Origin of the sequence: Pseudalkalibacillus sp. Hm43 (genome assembly GCF_051842935.1) — a bacterium.
Taxonomy (GTDB): Bacteria; Bacillota; Bacilli; order Bacillales; family Fictibacillaceae; genus Pseudalkalibacillus.
Genome location: NZ_JBPXRR010000001.1, coordinates 862,749 through 886,765, shown reverse-complemented (window position 1 = coordinate 886,765; position 24,017 = coordinate 862,749). Strand labels below are relative to the sequence as shown.

The 24,017-nt window shown below is 41.3% G+C and carries 21 protein-coding genes; 7 read left to right on the top strand and 14 right to left on the bottom strand.

The window, feature by feature from the left end; translation table 11 throughout:
• The first annotated feature begins 183 nt into the window (after positions 1–183).
• Positions 184–597: a DUF1885 family protein gene (locus ACSVDE_RS04730; RefSeq protein WP_439299811.1), complete on the top strand. Its 414-nt coding sequence runs from the start codon at positions 184–186 to the stop codon at positions 595–597.
• Positions 598–646: 49 nt separating this feature from the next.
• On the opposite strand, the gene ACSVDE_RS04725 is transcribed toward ACSVDE_RS04730, so the two are convergent.
• Positions 647–1,501 carry a polysaccharide deacetylase family protein gene (locus ACSVDE_RS04725; RefSeq protein ID WP_439299810.1) on the bottom strand — a complete coding sequence of 285 codons (855 nt, stop codon included), beginning with the start codon at positions 1,499–1,501 and terminating at the stop codon, positions 647–649.
• 238 nt (positions 1,502–1,739) lie between these two features.
• Between ACSVDE_RS04725 and ACSVDE_RS04720 the strand changes: the two genes are divergently transcribed.
• A complete protein-coding gene (locus ACSVDE_RS04720; protein ID WP_439299809.1) occupies positions 1,740–3,239 on the top strand; it encodes a glycine betaine uptake BCCT transporter in 1,500 nt (499 codons plus the stop codon).
• Between the two features lie 476 nt (positions 3,240–3,715).
• The gene (locus ACSVDE_RS04715; protein ID WP_439299808.1) at positions 3,716–4,105 is read left to right on the top strand and encodes a hypothetical protein; all 390 of its coding nucleotides are present in this window, start codon (positions 3,716–3,718) and stop codon (positions 4,103–4,105) included.
• 106 nt (positions 4,106–4,211) lie between these two features.
• Here ACSVDE_RS04715 and lpdA read toward each other — a convergent pair whose 3' ends face one another.
• The 5 genes from lpdA to ACSVDE_RS04690 all read right to left on the bottom strand — a co-directional run bounded on the left by lpdA (position 4,212) and on the right by ACSVDE_RS04690 (position 10,348).
• Positions 4,212–5,624 (bottom strand): dihydrolipoyl dehydrogenase, encoded by a 1,413-nt coding sequence (gene lpdA, locus ACSVDE_RS04710; RefSeq protein ID WP_439299807.1) that lies wholly within the window; start codon positions 5,622–5,624, stop codon positions 4,212–4,214.
• Positions 5,625–5,626: 2 nt separating this feature from the next.
• A complete protein-coding gene (locus ACSVDE_RS04705) occupies positions 5,627–6,961 on the bottom strand; it encodes a dihydrolipoamide acetyltransferase family protein (protein WP_439299806.1) in 1,335 nt (444 codons plus the stop codon).
• A 56-nt stretch (positions 6,962–7,017) separates the two neighbouring features.
• Positions 7,018–7,995 carry an alpha-ketoacid dehydrogenase subunit beta gene (locus ACSVDE_RS04700; protein WP_439299805.1) on the bottom strand — a complete coding sequence of 326 codons (978 nt, stop codon included), beginning with the start codon at positions 7,993–7,995 and terminating at the stop codon, positions 7,018–7,020.
• 3 nt (positions 7,996–7,998) lie between these two features.
• Positions 7,999–9,084, bottom strand: coding sequence for a pyruvate dehydrogenase (acetyl-transferring) E1 component subunit alpha (gene pdhA / locus ACSVDE_RS04695; RefSeq protein WP_226551355.1), 1,086 nt, complete (start codon positions 9,082–9,084; stop codon positions 7,999–8,001).
• Positions 9,085–9,679: 595 nt separating this feature from the next.
• Positions 9,680–10,348: a YkyA family protein gene (locus ACSVDE_RS04690; RefSeq protein ID WP_439299804.1), complete on the bottom strand. Its 669-nt coding sequence runs from the start codon at positions 10,346–10,348 to the stop codon at positions 9,680–9,682.
• Between the two features lie 238 nt (positions 10,349–10,586).
• Between ACSVDE_RS04690 and def the strand changes: the two genes are divergently transcribed.
• Both def and ACSVDE_RS04680 read left to right on the top strand, forming a co-directional pair.
• Positions 10,587–11,138 (top strand): peptide deformylase, encoded by a 552-nt coding sequence (gene def, locus ACSVDE_RS04685; protein ID WP_439299803.1) that lies wholly within the window; start codon positions 10,587–10,589, stop codon positions 11,136–11,138.
• Between the two features lie 157 nt (positions 11,139–11,295).
• Positions 11,296–11,766: a hypothetical protein gene (locus ACSVDE_RS04680; protein WP_439299802.1), complete on the top strand. Its 471-nt coding sequence runs from the start codon at positions 11,296–11,298 to the stop codon at positions 11,764–11,766.
• A 64-nt stretch (positions 11,767–11,830) separates the two neighbouring features.
• Here ACSVDE_RS04680 and ACSVDE_RS04675 read toward each other — a convergent pair whose 3' ends face one another.
• A complete protein-coding gene (locus tag ACSVDE_RS04675) occupies positions 11,831–12,610 on the bottom strand; it encodes a Cof-type HAD-IIB family hydrolase (protein WP_439299801.1) in 780 nt (259 codons plus the stop codon).
• A complete protein-coding gene (locus ACSVDE_RS04670) occupies positions 12,607–13,530 on the bottom strand; it encodes a DMT family transporter (protein ID WP_439299800.1) in 924 nt (307 codons plus the stop codon). The genes ACSVDE_RS04675 and ACSVDE_RS04670 overlap by 4 nt, the downstream gene beginning before the upstream one ends.
• A 458-nt stretch (positions 13,531–13,988) precedes the next feature.
• Here ACSVDE_RS04670 and ACSVDE_RS04665 point away from each other — a divergent pair, with 458 nt between their 5' ends.
• On the top strand, positions 13,989–14,198 hold the full coding sequence (locus ACSVDE_RS04665; protein ID WP_439299799.1) for a DNA-dependent RNA polymerase subunit epsilon: 210 nt from the start codon (positions 13,989–13,991) through the stop codon (positions 14,196–14,198).
• A gap of 3 nt (positions 14,199–14,201) precedes the next feature.
• Positions 14,202–15,869 carry a ribonuclease J1 gene (gene rnjA / locus ACSVDE_RS04660; RefSeq protein ID WP_439299798.1) on the top strand — a complete coding sequence of 556 codons (1,668 nt, stop codon included), beginning with the start codon at positions 14,202–14,204 and terminating at the stop codon, positions 15,867–15,869.
• 72 nt (positions 15,870–15,941) lie between these two features.
• Here the strand turns inward: rnjA and ACSVDE_RS04655 are convergent, their stop codons facing one another.
• From ACSVDE_RS04655 to ACSVDE_RS04630, 6 genes are all read right to left on the bottom strand, one after another.
• A complete protein-coding gene (locus tag ACSVDE_RS04655; protein WP_439299797.1) occupies positions 15,942–17,723 on the bottom strand; it encodes a hypothetical protein in 1,782 nt (593 codons plus the stop codon).
• A gap of 16 nt (positions 17,724–17,739) precedes the next feature.
• On the bottom strand, positions 17,740–18,840 hold the full coding sequence (locus ACSVDE_RS04650) for a hypothetical protein (RefSeq protein WP_439299796.1): 1,101 nt from the start codon (positions 18,838–18,840) through the stop codon (positions 17,740–17,742).
• 13 nt (positions 18,841–18,853) lie between these two features.
• The gene (locus ACSVDE_RS04645; protein ID WP_439299795.1) at positions 18,854–20,296 is read right to left on the bottom strand and encodes a glycosyltransferase family 2 protein; all 1,443 of its coding nucleotides are present in this window, start codon (positions 20,294–20,296) and stop codon (positions 18,854–18,856) included.
• A 15-nt stretch (positions 20,297–20,311) separates the two neighbouring features.
• Positions 20,312–21,364, bottom strand: a complete 1,053-nt coding sequence (locus ACSVDE_RS04640; protein WP_439299794.1) for a HEAT repeat domain-containing protein — start codon at positions 21,362–21,364, stop codon at positions 20,312–20,314.
• Positions 21,361–22,962, bottom strand: coding sequence for a response regulator (locus ACSVDE_RS04635; RefSeq protein ID WP_439299793.1), 1,602 nt, complete (start codon positions 22,960–22,962; stop codon positions 21,361–21,363). Before ACSVDE_RS04635 ends, ACSVDE_RS04640 begins: the two co-directional genes overlap by 4 nt.
• Before the next feature lie 369 nt (positions 22,963–23,331).
• Positions 23,332–23,994, bottom strand: a complete 663-nt coding sequence (locus ACSVDE_RS04630; protein ID WP_226552043.1) for a potassium channel family protein — start codon at positions 23,992–23,994, stop codon at positions 23,332–23,334.
• Positions 23,995–24,017 lie beyond the last annotated feature (23 nt).

Genomic DNA, 24,017 nt, shown 5'->3' with positions numbered 1-24,017 from the left:
TTGAAACCATAAATAACAACGTTTTCGACAATACTTTTCATTTCAATTGGATGACATTCGTAATCTTTGATCCTCCTCCTTTCAGAAATATGACCAGTGGATTTCTCATCGTCTACGTCTGTCAATTTTCCAAATCTAATGATACTATTATAAATATCCATGTACTGACAGGAGTGAACGATATTGTCTAGTAGTGCATACGTCAAATTAGTGGAAAAATCCAAACAGCAATCCATTACATTGGATGATGTTGAAAATCTCATACGATACTACAAAGAAATCACTTCAAAAACCGGAGAACAGCTTAGTTGGGAATATGGTTCTGCAGCCTTTCCTTACTCCATAGAACTCCGTGAGTCCAAGGAATTGAAATACTACGAATTGAAAGGTACGGAGCAAGGCTATCATTACATACTTGTCGGAGTCGGGTCAGAACCTGACTCCGAGAATGCGAACCAAGTTCAAATTGTCCTACCAGATGGCGCTACACATGGTGATAAAGGAAAAGCTGTAGAATTCAGCAAGTTTCTCGCCAAACAGTTAGATGGAGAACTCCATCTATTCAATGGAAGGATCATGTACTATTACAAGCGATAATCAAGATAAACAGAAGGATGACATCGATATGTCATCCTTTCTTCATTCCTCATTGTACGATCTGATCCGGATCTACAAAGGTATATCCTTTCGCTTCCAGGCCTTTAACGATATCCATGAGCGCTTCATTCGTCCAATCACGGTCATGCATCAACAGGATTGCTCCATCCGTCAATAGAGGTGTGTTGACCATGATATCTGCAATGGATGCACTCGTCTGATATTCTTTCTCCCAATCGTATCCATAGGTCCAATTCATATAAATCATTTGTTGTTCTTCCATCAGTTGCTTTGAAAAATCTGTATTGACCCCGAAAGGTGCTCTGAAGAACTTCGGTGCTTCCCCTGTTACGTTTTGGATTTCTTCAGATAACTGTGTAATTTCATATCGTTGTTTATCTACAGACAACTTCGAAAGGTTCGCATGGGTCATCGTATGGTTCCCGATTTCGAACCCTAACTCATGAATCTGCTTTACAATCTTTCTTTCCTCATCCGTATCCATGAAGTGACCATTCACAAAGAATATAGCTGGTACATTCAGGTCCTTCAACTTTTGAGCCATTTCCAATGCATGTTTGTCTGGTGCATCGTCAATGGTCAACAAAACGGTTTTAAGCTCTGTTTCACTTTGAGGCTTTAAAGTCCAATTGGCAGGATGTACGGTATATTGGATAGGATCTGGTTCATTTTCTTTTTCGTCATTACCATTTTCAGTATCCTCTTCTGAATTTGAATCCTCATCAGTCTCTGGATCTTCCTCATTCTCTACGTCCTCTTCTGTTTGCTTCTGATCTTCATTCATCTGTTTCTCTGCATGTTCATTTTCATCTGGCTTTTCTGTTGTTTGAGCACTGCACGCAGCTAACAACACAATCAACAATAATAATAGTGTTTTTTTCATGATGACTCCCCTTTTTCTATACTCTTATGGCTTCATTCAGTATAAAATTTCTATTGTTGAAACGGAAGAGACAAAACACCCATAGACATGAATAATTTGGTTATCTAGGTACAAAATAGGGTATAGCTAAACTGTCTTTAGTATATTGTGACTATCAAAATCCTTGAAAATGAATTAGGTATTTCGGTACAATGGGATACGTGCTTAAAACACCATAAAATAAGAAAGGAGAAGTTTAATGAAGAAATTCACCAAAGTTTTCATCATTTCACTCATTATTTCATTAGTCTTCATTGCCTGGGGCGTCTTATCCCCAGAAGGGCTCCAAGAAAAGACTGGTGCAGTTCAGAGCTTTCTTCAGATTAAGTTCGGATGGTTCTATCTCTTGTCTGCTACAGCATTCTTGATCTTTGCCATCTATTTGATTTTCAGTAGATACGGGAAAATCAAACTGGGGAAAGATGACGATGAACCCGACTACAACCTGGTTACATGGTTCGCCATGCTATTCAGTGCTGGAATGGGTATCGGACTTGTGTTCTGGGGTACGGCAGAACCTCTCTACCACTATTACGATCCTCCATCCGGAAACGGGGAGACCGTAGAATCCGCTAGAGCATCACTCCGATATGCATTTTTCCACTGGGGATTACACCCTTGGGGTATTTACACCGTTGTCGGTCTAGCTCTTGCTTACTTCAAATTCCGTAAAGGTGCTCCTGGATTGATCAGCGCGATTTTCAGACCTTTATTAGGTGACCGCGTCAATGGACCTATCGGAATTTTAATTGATGTCATCGCAGTGTTTGCGACCGTATTCGGTGTAGCTACCTCACTTGGTTTCGGTGCTGCACAAATCAGTGGTGGTTTATCCTATGTCTTTGAAGGCATACAAAACACGAAGCTGACCCAATTGGTCATTATCGCGATTGTAACGGTTCTTTTCATCATTTCAGCCTCAACTGGACTGAACAAAGGAATCAAATACTTAAGTAATACGAACATCGTTTTGGCGATTGGTTTAATGTTCTTCTTACTGTTCGCTGGACCAACGAATTTCATCATGGATGTATTCACACAAACGTTAGGTTCCTATGTCCAGAACTTGCCGAGCATGAGTTTCACGCTTGGGCCGTATAGCGAAACTAAGCAAGGTTGGATTCAATCTTGGACTGTCTTCTACTGGGCTTGGTGGATTGCTTGGGCTCCATTCGTCGGTATGTTCATCGCCCGTGTTTCAAAAGGACGTACGATCCGAGAATTCGTTCTGGGTGTACTTCTAGTACCAACAATCTTTGGTGGTCTTTGGTTCTCTGTATTCGGTGGATCAGCGATCTTCAAAGAACGAATGGAAGGAACAGGCCTTTACCAGTTAATGACCGACCAAGGGACAGAGGTTGCATTGTTCTCCTTGTTTGAACAGTTCCCATTAGGTGCAGTCATGTCTATCATTGCAATTCTGTTGATTAGTACGTTCTTCATTACATCTGCCGACTCGGCTACTTTCGTACTTGGAATGCAGACGACAAACGGAAGCTTGAACCCTTCCAATTACATCAAATTCATCTGGGGTGGTGTCGTAGCGGCTTCAGCAGCAATCCTCCTTTATTCAGGTGGACTCACAGCCCTACAGACAGCCTCAATCATAGCAGCATTTCCATTTACCTTCATCATGATCTTCATCGTATTTGCGATCATGAAAGCCTTGAAGGAAGATTATAAATTGAACAAGAAATAAATACAATGGTTTACGAATGGAGAGGCTCTCGAGCCTCTCCATTTTTCATGTAATAAGATATTTGTATAACAAGTAACTACCCGCACCGACAAAGCTTGAAACCCCAGAATATAGTCTAGGCCCTTTCAGATAGATACTGAACAAATAACCAAAATAACAGAATACCCCTAATAAGATATATTCAAATAGTGAAGGATCTCTATGAGATAAGTAGGTAACAAGTGCGTAGAAGCTCCACGTGATCAATTGTACTGAAGAAAGCATCAACAAGGTGTACATGCCCCTTCCTCCCCTTCCAGTCCTCCGTACCATGTATATGTAAATTACAATCATGTTACGACCTCAAGAAATGGGTTCTCAAATTTCAATTCTGTAACATTTCATTTACGAATTCACGACGTTTCAAAAATCGACAGCTTTCCATGTTAAAATCTTTGTGAACAATGGCATTACAACTTATGAAAGAAGTGAACTCCATGAAATTGAAATCCATTGGAATTCTTTCGATATCCTTGTTTACAATTGTAAGTTTATTAAGCAGCTGTCAGTTTACACCTGTCGACGATCGGTTGCCAGTCAACCTGGCCTCTGACCAATTCCATACATTGATATTCTCTTCGAATAGAAGTGATGACGTGGAACGTTTTTATTATGAAGCGTTGCTGACGTTACAGAAGAAGTATCCAACCAAACTCGATTCTGTCAAGATCATTAAGAAAGGGAATGATAAGTTGGTCAACCATTACCAGATCAATTCGTTCCCTACCATCATCGTTCTTGATGGTAAAGAAGAAATCACACGCTTAGAAGGCAAGCGCAAGGTAGAAGCGATTGAAACCCATTTAGAAGCGGCCTATACGAAATGATCCCACACAAAAAGGACTGCCACTGTGCAGTCCTTTTTTGCTTGTATTAAGCCCATATAGTTGTGCAAAAAAGAAGCGACCATCTCTGATCGCTTCTTTCCTATCTTTATTTTACAATGTGAACCGGCAAGTCGATTGCGACTTCTGCAGCTTCCATAGTGATTTCTCCTAGTGTCGGATGTGCGTGAATCGTCATTGCGATATCTTCAGCAGTCATACCTGCTTCAATCGCAAGGCCAAGCTCTGCAATCATGTCAGATGCATTTGGACCTGCAATTTGCGCTCCGATGACAAGGCCATCTTCTTTACGCGTAATCAGCTTCATGAATCCTTCTGCATCGTTCAATGACAACGCTCGTCCATTTGCTCCGAATGGGAATTTAGAAGCTTTCACATCGAATCCTGCTTCCTTCGCTTCAGCTTCGGAATAACCGACGCTTGCAAGTTCAGGATCACTGAATACGACTGCAGGAATCGCTAGATAGTCGATTTCTGCTGCTTCTCCAGCAATGGCCTCTGCAGCAATCTTACCTTCATAAGATGCTTTGTGTGCAAGTGCTGGACCAGGAACGATGTCTCCAATTGCGTATAATCCATCAACAGAAGTCTTACTTTGCTTGTCCACTTCGATCAAGCCTTTGTCAGTCATCTTGACGCCGATTTGTTCAAGACCAAGCTCTTCTGTGTTCGGCTTACGTCCAACAGTGACAAGTACATAATCTGCATCAAACGTCTTTTCTTCACCTTTCACTTCTGCAGTGACTTTTGCGCCGTCATCTGATTCTTCAACGCCTTTTGCCATTGCATCCGTGATGATTTCAACACCTTTTTTCTTAAGGCGACGAGAAACGAGTGTACTCATTTGCTTTTCGAATCCTGGCAGGATCTGCTTACCACCTTCGAGGATCGTTACCTCGGTTCCAAGGTTTGCGTATGCTGTACCAAGCTCGATACCAATGTATCCGCCTCCGATGACGACCATCTTCTTCGGTACTTCAGTAAGAGCAAGCGCTCCAGTAGATGAGATGACACGATCGCTCCATTTGAATGAAGGAAGTTCGATCGGGCTTGAGCCTGTAGCAAGGATACAGTTCTTGAACTTATACGTTTGAGATGTATACTCATCTTTTGTTACACGGACGGTATTCGTATCAGAGAAATAAGCTTCTCCTTTTACAATCTCAACCTTGTTACCTTTAAGGAGACCTTCTACTCCGCCTGTCAATTTCTTGACGATACCAGACTTCCATTCCTGGACTTTACTCATATCGACTTTGACATTCTCAGCAGTGATCCCCATGTCATCTGAATGTTGAGCATGCTCAAAGCGATGACTCGCGTTAATGACTGCTTTTGAAGGGATACATCCTACATTCAGACATACTCCACCGATCTCGCCTTTTTCGACGATTGTCACTTTTTGCCCCATTTGTGCAGCTCGGATCGCCGCTACATATCCCCCAGGGCCAGAACCAACGACCAGTGTGTCAATTTCTTCAGCAAAATCTCCAACTACCATTTTTATGCCTCCATTATCAAGAGTTGTGGGTCGTTCAACAGACGCTTCACATGATTCAACGCGTTCTGAGCTGTTACTCCGTCTACAAGGCGGTGGTCATAACTGATGGACACCGCTAATACTGGAGCAGCTACGATTTCTCCATTTTCAACGACAGGCTTTTCTTGGATACGACCTACACCAAGAATCGCAGCATCAGGATGGTTGATGATCGGAGTGAACCACTGTCCACCAGCAGATCCCAAGTTTGAGATCGTGCATGTGCTTCCTTTCATTTCATCCGTTGTTAGCTTACCATCTCGCGCTTTCTTTGCCAATTGATTAATCTCGTCTGAAAGCTTGAAAATGGATTTCCGATCTGCGTCTTTAATGACCGGAACAACAAGTCCAGCATCCGTATCTGCAGCAATACCGATGTTGTAGTAATGCTTATGGACGATTTCTTCGTTCTGATCATCAATTGAAGCATTCAAGATCGGATATTCACGCAATGCAGAAACCAATGCTTTTGCTACATATGGAAGGTAAGTAAGTTTGATGCCTTTATCAGCAGCGACCTCTTTGAACTTCTTACGGTGTGCAACCAAGTCTGTCACAACCACTTCATCCATATGTGTGACGTGAGGAGCAGTGTGTTTCGAGTTGACCATTGCGTTTGCAATCGCTTTTCTCATGCCTTTCAACTTCTCACGAGTTTCAAGCTGTTGTTGCTGAGCAGCTGCAGGTTGCGCTTTTTCAGATCGATCTTCCTGCTTCGCTTCTGTTTCTTGAGCAGCTTCCTCTTGAGGTGCTTCTTGTCCTCCATCCAGATAAGCATCAATATCTTCTTTCAAAATACGTCCATTCTTACCTGAACCTTGGACTTTCTTGATGTTGACATCCTTTTCACGAGCGTACTTACGTACAGAAGGCATTGCCTTAACTCGGTTAGTCGGATCGTCCTCTTCTTCTGCTGCTGGTTCTGCTTTAGTTTCTTCTTTTTCTTGTTCTTGTTTCTTTTCTTCATCAGCAGGTTTTTCTTCTGTCTTAGCTTCTTTTTCTTCCTGCTTTTCATCTTTTGCTTCAGATTCTTCAGCTTCTTCTTCTTCGCCTTCATAACCTTCTGCATCAATTGTAAGAAGGACATCTCCGACAACAGCTACTGTTCCTTCATCTACCTTGATATCTTTTACTGTACCATCGTATGGTGATGGGATTTCCACGACAGCTTTATCGTTTTGTACTTCAAGAAGAATGTCGTCTTCTTTGATTTCGTCGCCTTTTTTGACAAACCATTTCACGATTTCGCCTTCATGGATACCTTCACCGATATCTGGCAGTTTAAATTCAAACGCCACAGGGTTCGCCTCCTTGTTTTGTATATACTCAGATTGGAGTGTTGATTTTTGATCTATTAAAAGTCGATGACTTGCTTGGATTTCGTCACAATATCTTTATAATCAGGCAGCCACACATCTTCTGCAGCAGAGAACGGGAACACTGTGTCTGGTGCTGTTACACGTAACACTGGCGCTTCCAAGGAAAGAATTGCACGATCATTGATTTCAGCAACAACGCTAGCTGCAATTCCTGCTTGTTTTTGGGCTTCTTGTACGACAATGGCACGACCTGTCTTGTTGACAGATTCAATGATTGTATCGATATCGATCGGGCTCACTGTACGCAAGTCGATAACTTCCGCTTGGATATCTTCTTTTTCAAGCTCTTCAGCTGCTTTCAGTGAAGAATGAACCATCGCTCCATAAGTAATGATCGTGATGTCTTTTCCTTCTCTCTTCACATCAGCTTTACCGATTTCTACCGTGTATTCTTCTTCAGGAACTTCCCCACGGAAAGAACGATATAATTTCATATGCTCTAGGAAAATGACTGGGTCATTGTCTCGAATCGAAGCGAGAAGCAATCCTTTTGCATCATATGGTGTTGATGGGATGACAACTTTCAATCCAGGTTGTTGAGCCATCAAACCTTCAAGGCTGTCTGCGTGAAGCTCCGGAGTCTTAACGCCTCCACCAAATGGGGAACGCACTGTAATCGGAGCGTTGTAGCGTCCACCTGAACGGTAACGCAAACGTGCCATTTGCCCTGAAATTGCGTCCATTACTTCGTATACGAAACCGAAGAATTGGATTTCGGGAACTGGACGATAACCTTGCAGCGCTAAACCGATCGCAAGACCACCAATTCCAGACTCTGCAAGCGGGGTATCAAAGACGCGATCTTCACCGTATTCTTTTTGAAGACCTTCAGTTGCACGGAATACGCCTCCATTTTGACCAACGTCTTCCCCAAAGATCAAAACGTTCTCATCATTTTTCAATTCAATGCGCATCGCATCTGTGATCGCTTGAATCATCGTCATTTGGGCCATGGCTTACTTCGACTCCTTTTCTTTGTATTCTTCCATTTGCTCCTGTAGATTTTTAGGAAGCTCTTCGTACATGATATCAATTAGATCCGTTACTTTTTGTTTAGGGGCTTCGTCCGCTTTCTTGATTGCAGCCTTGATATCTTCTTTCGCCTTTTCGACGACTTCGTTTTCTTTTTCTTCAGACCAAAGGTCTTTCGACTCTAGGAACTTACGGAAACGTACCAGCGGATCTTTCTTTTCCCACTCATCGTCCATATCTTCCGTACGGTAACGTGTAGGGTCGTCACCAGCCATCGTATGCGGTCCATAACGGTAAGTCAGTGTTTCGATCAGTGATGGCGTCTCTTCTTCAATTGCTCGTTCACGCGCTTGTTTCGTAACAGCGTAAACAGCCAGAACATCCATACCATCAACTTGGACACCGTGAATACCAGCAGCAACTGCTTTTTGTGCGATTGTCTTCGCTGCGGATTGTTTTTCTACTGGTACAGAGATTGCGAATCGGTTGTTTTGAACAACGAATACAGCTGGTGCATTGAAAGCACCTGCGAAGTTGATTCCTTCATAGAAATCACCTTGGGATGCTCCTCCATCACCTGTGTATGTGATTGCAATGTTCTTCTTACCACGTTTTTTCAGTCCCAGTGCAACACCAGCAGTTTGAGTGATTTGTGCACCGATGATGATTTGAGGTGAAATGACATTTACACCTTCAGGGATCTGGTTACCGTGGAAGTGTCCACGTGAGAATAAGAATGCTTGATATAGTGGTAATCCATGATAAACGATTTGTGGTACGTCACGATAACCTGGAAGAATGAAGTCTTCCTTATCCAAAGCATACTGGCTTCCTAACATAGAAGCTTCTTGTCCAGCTACTGGCGCATAAAATCCAAGACGCCCTTGTCTGTTCAAGGAGATCGCACGTTGATCCCAGATTCTTGTGTAGACCATACGAGTCATCAGTTCTTGTAGATCTTCATCTGATAAGTCAGGCATTGCATCCTCATTGACGATTTCGCCTTCCTCATTCAGAATTTGGAACGTTTCAAATTCCTCTTCGATTTGTTGCAGGGTTTTTGTACCCATGAAGGTCACCTCTTCCTTTCCTATTAAAAAAGTTTCATGATGTGTCTTTTTAATCAACCAGACAATTTATACACATTATTTAGATTGTCCACTTTTCTTCTAAAGCATGACTAAACGTGATGAAATCGATTGTACGAATTTCACCAGTTCGGACTACATCATGTTTTACCCTTTTTCCAAGTGTAATAATCGTCATAAACACCGATTCATGATCTGTAGTTTATGACAGAACTGTACTAATCTAAATACGAATAAAAACTAGTACAACCATTTATGTTCCTAAGTGTACACTACGACAAATAAAAACGTCAATCATATTGATTATTCTTACTTTAAACCCTTAAAACCATAGGAAATAAGTCCAGATGCTCAGAAACTGTATTAGTATAGAATATACATCTGTATTACCACACAGCCGTATGAAACACTTGCAGAGAAAATCGCTATATTAGACAAATGAACAACTCCAATTTGATAGCATGCCCTTAGGAAATCGAGCACCTGAATCGGAAATCAACGCCTTTCAATGTTTGCGAAAATATCTCAAATAAAAAAAGACCCATCCATTGATAGGATCGGTCTTCATGTTACTCGTTTATGAAGCTTTCTTTTCATCTGTTGAAAATCCGGCTAATTTATAAAAGTCTTTCTTTTGTTCATTATACTGATCAGTCAACTGATTGAAAGTATCTTGTTTCTTCAGAACATCTTCATATTGTTTGTTCAATTTCTCAGTGAAGGTTTTCAATTCATCAATCGATAGATCCTCTTTCTTCAAAAGAGCATACAATTCCAGGTCCATTTTCAACGCTTCAGTATATGCCTTATTCAGATCTTGATAACTTGTATGTCGATCGTCCATCGTCTGAATCAACTCGCCAGCAGAGGATTTGATCTTTTCCTCTTCTATTGAATCAGCAAGCTCTTTAACTGATTTGAATTCTTCGTAAGCTTCTTCGATGCTTTTCTTCTCTTTTTGTATCATTTCTTGACGGGATTCAGCTGAGGCAATCGCTTCATCTGCCATTTGTTTGATCTGATCGAACTCTTTCATACTTAAACCTAACATTTCATTGAAAAGTGTCTGCTCTTTCTTTTCCGCTTCAACGAGAGGCTTCTGAACATCACTGAATCCTTTTTCAAGGCTCACGGTCTTCTCCAAATGTTCGTAGATTTTCTCTTCAGCTGTCTGACCTACCGAGCAGCCACTCATGACCATCGTTAATAATAAGAAAGTGACGAAAATGGTTTTTTTGATGGACAAAATGGTTCCCCCTAACAAATTCTCTCTGATTATTTATGATATACGTTTCCATAAAGCTATACAAGAAAAATTAAACTGGGACGAGGATATTAGTACAATATGACCGATTCTTTTGATTTAGAACTTATGTAGAACAAATCAAAACTCAGTACATATTCTTTTAGAAACCAAGTTGTGTTAAAATAATCACAATGCTTTTTTTGAACGCTGATCATACTCGAACACAGGAGTTGAAGATATGTTAACAATGAATGAAGTTGTGAAAGAAGGCTCTCCTATCTTGAGAGAAAGGGCAGAAGCCGTTTCATTACCTCCTTCCGAAGAGGATCGTAACACCCTTATCAAAATGCGTGAGTTCCTCCTGAACAGCCAAGACCCTGAAACAAGTGCAAAATACAACCTCAGACCAGGAATCGGAATCGCTGCACCCCAAATCGGAGTCGGTAAAAGGATGCTAGCTGTTCTTGTGGAAGATGAAGATGGTCAATTATATGATTATGCGCTATTCAATCCTCGTATTATGAGCCATTCGATACAAAAAGCATATTTAGAAGGCGGAGAAGGTTGTTTATCCGTGGACAGAGACGTGCCCGGCTTCGTCCCTCGCTATCATAAAGTGAAAGTGAAGGCTACCGACCTCGATGGAAATGAAATCGAGTTGAAATTGAAAGGCTTACCTTCGATCGTATTTCAACACGAAATCGATCATTTGAACGGTGTCATGTTTTATGATCACATCAATCATGAAGATCCATTTGAAAGACCAGATGGAATTGCGATCGGAAGATAATCAGCTATGAAGAGAAAGACAGACGGCATGCCGTCTGTCTTTTTTTTATGCTTCAATACCCATTTTCATAAAAATATGCTTTTACCATCATTGAATCGTACAGTCGTGCAAGGACAAGCATGAATAGATTAGTAATAAGGAAAGGAGGTTGAATTTAATGGGATATAAAGAATATGAAAAGAAATGCGATTGCAAGAAATGTCGTGAGAAACGCGAAAAGAAAAAGAAGAAGTACTACTCTTCTTATGAGTATGAATGTGTATGTTACAAAAAGGACAAGCATTCTCACGGTAAGAAATACTCTTCAGGGCATGACGATTACGAGTATGAATACGATTACCACAAGTCTTCCGGTAAAAAACATGATGACCATGACAAACACCACAAATCACATGGTAAGAAAGATGATGACCATCATAAGTCATGTGGGAAGAAACATGATGACCACGGAGATCATCATAAATCTCATGGGAAAAAACATGGTTCAGGACACCATGATCATGATCACCACAAATCTTCTGGAAAGAAAAAGTCTTCCGGTAAGAAACATGGTTCCGGTCATAAACATGACCACCATAAAGACAAGAAGCGTTCAAGAGACCATCGCGACTGGTTCTGGCTCTGGTAAATAAAAAGATTGTAGAGGCTCTCCCTCTACAATCTCCCTTTCATAATGACCTACATATCAGTTCTTAACGTATCAATCCCATTTTTCTAAGTCCTTCGCGAATGCCATCATCATCGACCGCTTTCGTTACAAAATCCGCTGAGCGTTTCGCTGCTTTTTTCGCATTGCCCATCGCAATTCCAGTTCCCGCATACTCCAACATTTCCAAGTCGTTCAATCCATCACCGAACGCGACGACATCTTCCTGACGATAGCCTAGATGTTGTATCATCTTTTCGATGCCGACCGCTTTTGATCCAGTTCTTGGTAGTACATCTATTGAATATTGATGCCAACGGATAAAATTGAAATCTTCATATGTGTCACGGTAGAACGATTCTTTTTCCATATCATCACAATACAATAGAGCTTGGAAGATCGAGCGTCCCTTGTAGAAATCAGGATCATGCGAAGGGTGATGCATCTTCAGATCATCCATCGACTTTTGGACATGTGGGTGTTCTAGATGTGTCGTTCTTCCTTCCTCTGTATTCAAGAAGACCATAGGGTGATCATGATCAGAAGAATGGTTCACGAGGCGGGTCAAGATCTCCTCATCCAATGGATTATTGTAAACACATTGATCATCATAAGAAACATATTGTCCATTGAAACTTACGAACCCGTTGATCCCTAGTTGGGTGCGCAAATCTTTGAACATGAATGGAGCCCGTCCTGTTGCAATAACCATCGGAATCTTGTTGTCTTGCAACTCCTGAATAGCGGAAATCGTTCCTTTTGGAACTCGTTTCTCATGGTCTAACAATGTTCCATCTATATCAAAGAATACAATTTTGTTTGTCATACAATTCCCCTTTGTTTCTTGTTGTTTGTAGTCTCAGTTGTAACCTGTGCTCGTCTTGCCGTCTTTCTTGTTGAGAGATACACACCGGCCAAAATCAGGATCAAACCGAAAATAGCGTGAGCCGGAATGCGTTCATCTAGAAGGAACCACCCCCAAAACATCGCAGTAATCGGCACCAGATAGGTTACGAACGTAGCGAATTCAGCACTGCCCTTTTGAATCATGTAATAAAACAACAAATACGCAAGACCAGAGCCGAACACACCTAGCCCGATCATGGCAACGATAGCGTCCAGAGAATAGACACCTACAGAAGGTTGAGAACCTGTAACCAGCATAATCAGTAAACTACCAATGGCTCCTACTAGCAAGGTTACCAACGAAATCATCATAACACTGATTCCCTGCAGATGTCTTTTCGTATATTGGGAACTGAATCCATAACAGAGGGTTGCTGCAATCATCGTTCCCATTCCGATCAAGTCCTCTTGGAATAATGTCGTAACGTTCAAGTCAATCAAAACCAGTATACCTATGAAGCCGATTATGACACCGAACCATTGACGGAATGAAAGTGCGATTGAGAAAAACAATACACCTATGACACTCGTCCAGATCGGAGTGGTAGCGTTGACGATTGAAGCGAGACTACTTGAGATCGTCGTTTCACTGATGGCTATCAATCCCCACGGAATGAGCGCATTCAATATTCCGACTAGTAGAAGTGATTTCCAGGGAATATTCCGGAACATGGTAAACCTTCTCTGAGCCAGAATAATCAAAAACAACGTTATTGCACCTAATGTACATCTTACGAAAACGATACCCCATGGTCCTAGATCTTCCACAAGGATCTTAATGAAATAAAAGGATGTTCCCCAAATCAAGCTGAGCGTAATTAGTGCAAGATATAACTTCATCGTACTTCCTCTTTTCAATGTCGGTCCGAGATGTTCAATACCACTTATTTCCTTGATGAATGGACCTTAGAATTTCCATACTAAGTATACCATCCATATTGGAAAAATGAGACGAACGCAAACTTAGAATCCAATCCAAATCTTGCTGTCTTATTTAAAGAACGGATTCTTAGTAGGACCTACGAGGAAAGGAGGGGTAAATACGATGCTGAAAAAACTGAGGAATCGAATTCGGAATGAATGGAATGTCTGGAGAGGATACCAACCTCCGCAATACATTTGAGCTAACATTTGTTTTGCGGTCATTATTTTGGTATCTTATGTATTCAGATACCTTTTTACATAGGCACCTTCCTCCGAAATATATAAACGCTTGCAAAAAAACATGAAAAACGTATGGAATTCATTTATAATAATACGCAGATGAATCTAATTGAAAACGGTAAGGAGAGTTAAGCATGATCTTTAAAGTATTTTATCAGGAGAACCTGCTTGAGGTACCGGTACGTGAAGCAACGAAAAGCCTCTATGTTGAAGCAGACTCCGTACAAGCAGTACGTTCACAACTAGCGGATCGGAATTACAACATCGAATTTGTTCAAGAGGTTACTGGAGCCCATCTTGAATATGAACAACAAAATGAAGATTTTGAATTGGAGACAAGATAACAAATGAAATTCGTAAAAAATCATCAAACAGCAGTATTCGCACTAGGCGGACTTGACGAGATCGGAAAGAACACTTATGGAATCCAGTTCCAGGATGAAATCATCCTCATCGATGCAGGTATCAAGTTTCCGGAAGATGAACTACTAGGAATTGATTATGTCATTCCTGATTACACGTACCTTGTGAAGAATGTCGATAAAATCAAGGGATTGTTCATCACTCATGGTCACGAAGACCATATCGGAGGCATTCCATATCTGCTTCGTCAAATCAACATCCCGATTTATGCTGGAAAGTTAGCAATTGGGCTAATCAGAAACAAATTAGAAGAACATGGACTTCTTCGAAGAGCGAAGCTTTATGAAATTCAAGAAGAGGATGTCATCAAGTTCCGTAAGACATCCGTTACGTTCTTCCGTACGACACACTCTATTCCTGATTCTTATGGTATTGTCGTCAAAACACCACCTGGAAATATCGTACACACAGGAGATTTCAAGTTTGATTTCACACCAGTAGGTGAGCCTGCGAACTTGAACAAAATGGCTCAAATCGGAGCAGAAGGTGTCCTTTGTCTACTTTCTGACAGCACAAATAGTGAAGTTCCAGACTTCACGATGTCAGAAAGACGTGTAGGTGAAAGCATACACGATATCTTCCGTAAAGAAGATGGCAGAATCATATTTGCTACTTTCGCTTCCAATATCCACAGGCTCCAACAGGTTGTCGAGGCTTCTGTAGAACATGGAAGAAAAGTCGCAGTGTTCGGACGTAGCATGGATTCATCCATTACAATCGGACAAGAGTTAGGGTATATCAAAGCGCCTAAAGATACATTCATTGATGCTAATCAAATCAACCGTCTTCCAGATAACGAAGTAACCATCCTTTGTACTGGAAGCCAAGGTGAACCGATGGCTGCCCTTTCAAGAATAGCGAATGGAACACACCGTCAGATCCAAATCATCCCTGGCGATACGGTCGTCTTCTCGTCTTCTCCGATTCCGGGTAATACGTTAAGTGTCAGCCGTATCATCAACCAGTTGTACCGAGCTGGCGCTAATGTCATTGCCGGTTCATTAAATGACATCCATACATCTGGTCACGGTGGGCAACAAGAGCAAAAATTGATGCTACGCCTTATGAAACCGAAATACTTCATGCCAATCCACGGTGAGTACCGTATGATGAAAATGCATACGAAGCTTGCGATCGATTGTGAACTTGAAGAAAACAATTGTTTCATCATGGACAATGGTGAAGTGCTTGCCTTGAGTGAGAACGAAGCATCCATTGCAGGCAAAATTCCATCCGGATCCGTCTATGTCGACGGAAATGGAATCGGTGATATCGGAAACATCGTATTGCGTGATCGTAAGATCCTATCTGAAGAAGGCCTTGTCGTTGTGGTTGTCAGCATCAACATGAAGGAATTCAAAATCGTCTCAGGTCCAGACATCATCTCTCGCGGATTCGTCTATATGAGAGAGTCTGAGGATCTGATCAATGATGCACAAAGCATATTGTCTAAACATCTGAATGGAATGATGGAAAGACGTACGACACAGTGGTCTGAAATCAAAAACGAAATTACAGATGTTCTAGCACCATTCCTATATGAAAAGACGAAACGTCGTCCGATGATTCTTCCGATCATCATGGAAATCTAATAACGATACAGAAAAACACTCCGGACTCATTCCGGAGTGTTCTTTATGTGCCTGATTTTTTTCAATGTATAATCATCTAAAGTCCTTGATGTCTTTGATGACCATTTCCTTCAATTCATTTGCAACGATCAAATAGGTTGTATCATCAGTCGATGACAGTTGATTAAGCAATTTTTGGTCATATCCTTCTGTCATTTCGATGATTTGAATCGGAATCCCGTATTCGTTCGCACTCACTACCTGTTTTTCTATATCCGCCTCGGTTTGGACACTTGCCGCATGAACGAGAATGACTCTAGTCACTCCATTCCGAATCAGGATACTTTGCCACTCTTCTGGATTCAATGCAGGACCGACCATTAATCTCCTCGCTTTTACATATAAGGATCCTTGTTCAACCATCTTCTCATGGAGGCTATCCTTTGCCAATCCATCATTCATAGCCTCTAGGATCGTTTGTAGTAATCCCATTGACTTGGAATCTAATCCATAGACGAAGACTTGAGATTGAAGTCTGTGCAGACGCTCTGCAATTTCATGCAATTCGATAATCGTTGGATTCTTTTTTACTTGGACAATTTCAATATCCATACCTGATTCAAGGAGAGTATGAATCTGTGATTGGGTATTGCTCGTGTCATCTCCCAGGTAGATGATCTTTTGGATACGAGCTTCTTTCAACTGTTCCACCTGTGTTTTGCTCGGTTTCGATCCGAGGATGATCGACTCCCCTACTAATTGCATGCCTTTTGAATCTGTGAGTGCCTTTTTATCAATGGGGTAAATTCCTTTGTCTAACATCAATTCTAAATATCGGATCTTATGACTATCTTTAAAATCGTGCACGTAGATCTTGTGACCGGCTGTTTGTATATATTGAACGATCTGATCGAGCTGCTGTAGATCTGGAGAATCCGAATCCAGTTGGAAGGCAGTAAGTTTCAACCCCTGTTCCTTTGCGATCCTCTCCTCTTCCTCATATAAGCTAGATGATTCATCCAATAATGTCACAACTTCCTTCACATTCAACCGAAGGAGCTTGAACCATTCCTCTTCATTGGGATAAGGTCCTAAAATGATGGATTCATTCTTGAATGTATACACATGTCCTCTTTCAAAGTCAGATTGAATCAGAATTCTTCTGTCTCCATCATCTGATGCCGCTTCTTCCCCTAACCTTTGGATGATCGTCTGCTTGATCAGATCCACTCTATGTTTTCCTAAGTAACAGTGGACATAGTACCTTTTGTCCGGATTGGACTTCAATAATTCGACGATACCGTTGATGGATTGCGCATTATCTCCTACCCAGGGTAGCATCGGAAAGGAATGGATCGTTAATCCGACTTCGTCACCATTTTCCATTTCTTGATCCAACAATTCATTTTCAAACGGAATCGTAGTACTAAGTAATGTAATGACACCGTCGTAACCTTGCTGTTCCAAGTCTTGCAACAATGGTTGATCCGGATATGGTCCGAAAGTCAATTGTTCTGTAGTTTGTTCCACTTCTCCCCTGCTCATAGCAACGATTGCGGAATTCGTATTCATGAATAAATAGAAGACGAAAGCAGCATTCAACGTAGTAAAGATTGTGAGAACGGTAGCGATCCGGACACGTTTTTTCTTCCGTATCAAAAACCAATAATACACAAACGAAACGGTGAATCCGAAAGCGATCCAACCAAACACGAAGTATTTCAAGATGTCATCGATTTGCTCTTGAGTGGAACCATTGTTTACGAGCCATTCTTCAAAAGGAACGATCAAGAATAATAGAAAATATCCTCCACCTGCAAAACCGAATGTAGATAAGAAAAGAAACCATAGAATAAAATGTTTAAATCGTTTCAAAACTGAACGCTCCTCACTATCGAAGATCCTTGTCTGCATCTGAATCTGATTCTTCAAGGATCTGTTCCATCATCGGGATATAATTCTCCCAGAAGAAAACTTCATCCGGCTGGAAAAAGGAATAAATCGAGTAAAACATGCTGGGAAGGTACCATTTCGAATTGTAGTCGACTGCAATATCAGCAAAGTCACCGGCAAAATAATACTTACGCTCCTCAGGTTGATGGATGATGGCTGGAAACACATCCGGTAAACCTTGTTCCTCCAACTTCTGCTTTCCTGTAGCAGTAAAGTCGATGATGTACTCTGCTTCTACTGTCATGTCTGCATCAGGCGTTATGATGTCGAACCAATAATCATAATGACTGTCGATCACGCTTGGATAATGTTCGAATCCTTCTTCCGTCCACTTCAAATCGACTCGTCCATCAATATCCTTTTCGCTCAAAACCATAACACGGTCGCTTTCGTGCACAAAGGTGATTCCATCACCGTCGAATGCCCATTCCTTGTTGTATTGCTTTTCATAATTCCGTTTCAACCATGGAGGTATCTCATCACTTGATAAATCCTGAAAATGCCTTCCGATCCAACCGCTCCATTCGAAACCCATCTCTTGCTCCACAATTTTGCGGGTTATGTCGTCCGTCGGAGATGCAATGGAGTTGAACTCCAAAATTAACGTGATGTCCGGTTTCTTTGCAGCCATAATCTTGTTCCAATCAAAGATCGTAAGACCACCATAAAGGAGTTTAGAGCGCTCTCCGGTCGGTTTTCCTTGCAGGTCTTCCGTATAGATGCCATATGTATCCGCCACATAGATCAAATCGACGTTTTCCGGAATCGTCAATCCCGTATCTTCTTCCTGTGTAAGTGGATCGTAACCGAAGTAGTCTTCATCCTTTTGATAATAATCACCTTTGTCGTCCTTCACCTTCTCATGGTCCAGTACCCAAAACAAACCTAAATGTTCCCGATAATCATCCTTTGGAACGGTCTTATCAATGACTTGAATGACTCGTTCCATCGGTGGTTTGAACTGCCAGATGAGAAATGGGAGGATGGCTAAAAGAATCATAGGCGTGAGTATAATCAAAACTATATATCTATATTTCATCGTTTATCCATCCTTACGATTGGTGTTGATTGAAACTGGAATTAGAGGTTTGATCAACGTGAAAGCCCTTCCTTTTCTGCACTCCCCAACCAGTATCTTTCTTGAAATATCGGACAAAACCCCAGGTTTTAAAGAACGCGTTCAATTGTCGGTACCAGAAGTTTTCCAAAACACTGAACAACAGAAGCTTCAGAAGGTCACTGACCTTTTCATACTTCCTGAAGCTGTATTCTTCTAATAGAATCGCTGATACAGAAAGGAAGACGCCGAATAAAAGGGTAAATGTAAAGAACAGGACCGCAAATGGTATATTGACGAGGTCGAAAAACAGACCGAATGTAACAAAAATCAGTCCCAACAACTCAATTGTCGGTCCTAACAGTTCGACTAGAAGAAAGTACGGCATCGCAAGCAATCCCATCGACTTATATCGAGGATTGAACAACGTATCTTTATGCTTGACCATCGTTTGTAACAGCCCTACTTGCCATCTTGTCCGTTGTCTGCTTAAGTTTCGAAAGTCTTCCGGTACTTCCGTCCAACATACAGGATCTGGTACGAATAAAACTTTAGCATCGCTTTTCTGTTTATATAGATATTTCTGCAGACTCACAATCAATTCCATGTCTTCACCGACGGTATTGACCGAATAACCTCCGACCTCCAGCACTTCCCTCTTCCTGAAGATACCGAACGCACCTGAAATGATCAGTAGATTATTCAAACTGCTGAGCCCGATCCTCCCCATCAGGAACGATCTTAAATATTCGATCACTTGACTGATTGCATACTTGTTTTTAGGTAGACGGACCTTCTTTAAATATCCATTTTCCACTGTACATCCATTTACGACACGGATGATTCCTCCACATGCCACAACATTTTGGCCACCCTCGAACATGGGTTTCATCGCTTTGATCAAGGAATCCGGCTCTAACATGGAATCTGCATCTACACTGCAAAAATACGGATAATTGGAAAAATTGATCCCTGCATTCAACGAATCTGCTTTACCTCCATTCTCTTTATCAATGACAATGAGTGAAGGATATTTGGTCGATCGATACATTTCCAAGACGGGTTGTGTATCCATTTGCTTACGTAGAGCATAGATCGGAAGCTCCGAAAGAGAGAATTCACGTTGCAATTCCTCCATTGTGCCGTCCTTACTGCCATCATTTATAATGATGATTTCGAATTCCGGGTAATTGATCTGTAATAGTGAATACACGCTTTGGACGATTGTCTTTTCTTCATTATAGGCCGGGACAAGAATGGAAATTGGTGTTGTCAGATTGGACAGGCTGAATTCTTTGATTTCACTATAAGGAGATTGTTTAAGATATTCCTTCACCTGCTTGAAAGACAGCAGAAACAGAAACAAATAAAATCCATCGACAATGATGACATATAAGAATATGAAATAGTTGAATACATGAAATATATCCGTTAACATGTCATCACTCTCTTTCTAGTTAGAATGGTTGTACAAGATTCTTTCCGCCATCTCTCTTGCATAGCGATCTTCATGGATCAAACGGGTTTCTTTGAGTTTATCGATACCGGAACTCCCTAAAGAATACAAGGTCTCTGCAGCTCTGAAGCGTATCCACCATTGACGATCTGACAAAAGGGGAACAATACCTCTCATCCCTGTTTTCAGATGACAGGATTTGATGACCAAAATTGCATTCAACCGCTCAAGCCAATTTTCACTTTCCAAAAAGCTGATGACTTTTTCCGGTCTTGTCGTCATCTGTAATGAAGCGATTGCTCTTAATGCCTTCACCCGAGTTTCCACATCTTCTGAATCGAGAAAGTCCTCAATCGAAATCAACGCAGCCTGTGCTCTGCTTTTACCTAATATTTCAATGAATAACCCTTGTAAAAAAGGTGAGGCATCCTTGAGTTTTTCGATTACGTACGCTACATCGGCATCAGACAAATTCTTCAACATATCGATGATCCGAATGATCGACCACTTCTGTAATTTATGTTCATTCTCAAAGAGAAATTGAATCAACGCTCGATATTGTTGCATATGACTGAGCGCTCTAGCAGAAGAAGTCCAGAGATCGTAATGCTTAGATGACATGTTCTGAAGAAGAATCGGAGTAAGCCGCTCCAACTTCAATTGACCCGCCATACGAGTTGCCTCAGCAGCTACCCACCATTTCTTATCTCGGGCCTTCGTCTCCAACTCATCTGTCAATCCGATCTCCTCACACAATTGATTGATCCGTCGAATTTCTTCTCTGCCCTTGAAGGTCGAAACAGCTTCAAGCAATACATTTGCGACGACTTCCCGTTTCCAGCGCTTCCGGATCTCAAGTAACCTTGGGTTCCCGTCTACTTTGATGTGTTCAATCACTTTCGGATAAATGTAAAAGAAATAAGCGACCTTTTTTCTTGCTCGTCGATTCCTTAATGTTTTTCGGATGACGAGATAGATGAACATGAAAAGGATGACCGCAAAGATGTAAGCAATCGACATGAGCAATAAATAGATGAACATCACTTTCATCGTTCAATCGAGTCCCTTACTTTAAGATGCTTTCTGAGTCTTACCTCTAATTCCTCGATATAGAATGGCTTCAAGAAATAATCATCTGCCCCAATCTGGAAGGCACGTACGATGAAATGCTTCAATTGTTGTTCAGACAAGAAACAGAACAATACATTTGAAAGACTTGGAATCTGCTTAACTTGTAAACAAAATGAATATCCATCGAGATCTTTCAACTTGGTTTCACAAAGAATGATATCCGGTTGGAATTGTAGTGCGAGCTCTAGCGCATCTGCTCCTTCATTGCAGACTTCCACCTCCCAGATCTCTTCATTCAAGTTGTTGAAAAGGATGGTCGAAGACACTAGATCATCATCAATCAATAGAATCTTGTATCTTTGATTATTCGTTTGAACCTTCAAATCGTTCAACCGAGGAACAATCTTCGGTCCGTCCATTGCATTTGCATTTTTCATCTGGGTCTCTAGTTTTTGAATCAAGCTAGCTGAGCTTTGATACTGGATTTCACTTTCAATGATGCCAAACGAAATATGTTCCGCCAGGAGATGTTCTGATTCAGCGATCAAACTTGAAATGCGTTCGACCACTGTCTCTGCTCCTTCTTGTGGTGTTACTGGTAAGAGGAGCATGAAAGATCCAGGAGACCAAGTATACAATTCATCATAAGGTCTAGTAGACTGAGAGGCGGTCAGTTTCAATTGATTGAATAGATGATGGTACTTGGCTTCATATTGATTGATGAAGTATTGATAAGCATCCACTTTGATGAGGACAAGTGAAAAGACAGCTTGATATCTTTGGAATCTCATCCACTCCTTCTGGATAATCGCCTCCATCATATCCCTTTGTATCTTGTAATCATCTTCTGTCGAATGGATGGCTCTCTTTTGATTAGAGATGGCATTATCCAAATAGCTGATCAACAAGTCCTGGTCGAAAGGTTTTTCTAACAGATGTGTCACATTCAGTTCCAGTATTCTTTGTAATTGATGAGGATACTTTGAAGTTGTATAAGCGATGACAGGTATGGTTTTGGAATAATGCTTTCTTATATAAACGACCCACTCTCTTGCTTGCTGATCTCCTGAATCCAGACAAATCAGTATGGCAGTTGGGATGTGGTCGAATAATTCTTCTTTGAAGCGATCAGCACTAACCTGGATGAATTGATAGGGAGAATGTTGCTCAAGATCCCTCACCCATTCACCAAACCACTCGTCCTGATCATAGACGAGGACTTTTTTCTTAGAAGATAGAGTCCATTTCTCACTCTTCCTTCTCAATCCTTGACCATAGTCAGTAAGTTCTTGAAGCAGAGACTTCAGTGTTTCTCCGAATAACCTCTCTTCTCCCGGTTTCACCCGGACACTTTCAGTGGAGACATCCATCTTTCGGATCAATAACGTGGTAATCGTCTTTATAGACTTGATTTGAAAAACGGCGCAATAATTCTGTATTCTGAGAATCAGATTATAGAGTTCAGTCATATGAGATGCTTTACTTGTCCGAATTGTTGGACTGTTCAACTTATGTACGATCCGGAGTAATTCAGTTTTATAGTGTGCGACGGCTTCTACTTTGGCATTGTTCGGCATCTTGTAACTCCTCTTTCCAATTCACGAACTTCAGAAGGATTCACCATATATTGAACGAAAAGTAAAATTATGTATAACTTTGTCGTAATTTGACGTTTGTTGTTATTTTATCATATCTTAAATGTCGGTAGTTTTTAAGCCTTTTTTTCTAGTCCTATGTCATCCTTACCATACCCCGCGTGAACCGGGCAAACATTTCACGCCCATATATCAATAAATGAGAGGGTCGAACTAGTTTGTCGATGGTTTGTCGCGTTGATTGGCTTATATGTAATGGAAAAATTAAAGCTGCTCATTGTGCGGAGCAGCTTTTTTTGCATAATAAAAGGTTGGTAGTGGAATCTACCAACCTTCTTTCTACCTATTATATTAGTCCATTAATAAATGTTTCTCTAATCGGCTGATATCAGCGTCTGCGCCGATGACAATCAAGATATCTCCTTCCAGAATCGTATGAGTCGCTTGAGGAGATACAACGATATCATCACTGCGTTTGATGGCCATGACGTTACAGCCATAATTCGCTCGAACATCCAATTCAATCAATGTTTTATCATGCATCTTTTTACTTGCAATCAATTCCACAATGCTATGTTCATCTGATAATTCAAGATAATCCAGTACGTTGTTGGACATGATGTTGTGTGCGATCCGTTGTCCCATATCACGTTCCGGGTGGACAATTCGGTCTGCACCGATCTTGCGCAGAACTTTTTCGTGATAATCGTTTTGTGCTTTCACGGTAATATGTGCAACACCAAGCTCTTTCAAAATCAATGTTGTCAAGATACTCGCCTGAATGTTGTCACCGATTGCCACAATCACATGATCGAAGTTCCGGACCCCTAGACTTTTCAAAACGTTCTCGTCTGTCGCATCCGCAATTACCGCATGAGTCGCAATCGATGAAAACTCGTTTACCCGATCCTCATCACTGTCAATTGCAAGTACTTCCATGTCGTTATTACTCAATGAACGGCAAATGCTACCTCCGAAACGCCCAAGACCAATCACAGCAAATTGCTTTTTCACAGCTACTCCTCCAATTGCCATTA

Coding starts and splice junctions, on each gene's coding strand:
- ACSVDE_RS04725 (WP_439299810.1), bottom strand. CDS start 1,501: ATGAAAAAAACACTATTATTATTGTTGATTGTGTTGTTAGCTGCGTGC.
- def (WP_439299803.1), top strand. CDS start 10,587: ATGTTAACAATGAATGAAGTTGTGAAAGAAGGCTCTCCTATCTTGAGA.
- ACSVDE_RS04680 (WP_439299802.1), top strand. CDS start 11,296: ATGGGATATAAAGAATATGAAAAGAAATGCGATTGCAAGAAATGTCGT.
- lpdA (WP_439299807.1), bottom strand. CDS start 5,624: ATGGTAGTTGGAGATTTTGCTGAAGAAATTGACACACTGGTCGTTGGT.
- ACSVDE_RS04715 (WP_439299808.1), top strand. CDS start 3,716: ATGAAATTGAAATCCATTGGAATTCTTTCGATATCCTTGTTTACAATT.
- pdhA (WP_226551355.1), bottom strand. CDS start 9,084: ATGGGTACAAAAACCCTGCAACAAATCGAAGAGGAATTTGAAACGTTC.
- ACSVDE_RS04645 (WP_439299795.1), bottom strand. CDS start 20,296: ATGTTAACGGATATATTTCATGTATTCAACTATTTCATATTCTTATAT.
- ACSVDE_RS04640 (WP_439299794.1), bottom strand. CDS start 21,364: ATGAAAGTGATGTTCATCTATTTATTGCTCATGTCGATTGCTTACATC.
- ACSVDE_RS04675 (WP_439299801.1), bottom strand. CDS start 12,610: ATGACAAACAAAATTGTATTCTTTGATATAGATGGAACATTGTTAGAC.
- ACSVDE_RS04670 (WP_439299800.1), bottom strand. CDS start 13,530: ATGAAGTTATATCTTGCACTAATTACGCTCAGCTTGATTTGGGGAACA.
- ACSVDE_RS04635 (WP_439299793.1), bottom strand. CDS start 22,962: ATGCCGAACAATGCCAAAGTAGAAGCCGTCGCACACTATAAAACTGAA.
- ACSVDE_RS04665 (WP_439299799.1), top strand. CDS start 13,989: ATGATCTTTAAAGTATTTTATCAGGAGAACCTGCTTGAGGTACCGGTA.
- ACSVDE_RS04720 (WP_439299809.1), top strand. CDS start 1,740: ATGAAGAAATTCACCAAAGTTTTCATCATTTCACTCATTATTTCATTA.
- ACSVDE_RS04700 (WP_439299805.1), bottom strand. CDS start 7,995: ATGGCCCAAATGACGATGATTCAAGCGATCACAGATGCGATGCGCATT.
- rnjA (WP_439299798.1), top strand. CDS start 14,202: ATGAAATTCGTAAAAAATCATCAAACAGCAGTATTCGCACTAGGCGGA.
- ACSVDE_RS04650 (WP_439299796.1), bottom strand. CDS start 18,840: ATGAAATATAGATATATAGTTTTGATTATACTCACGCCTATGATTCTT.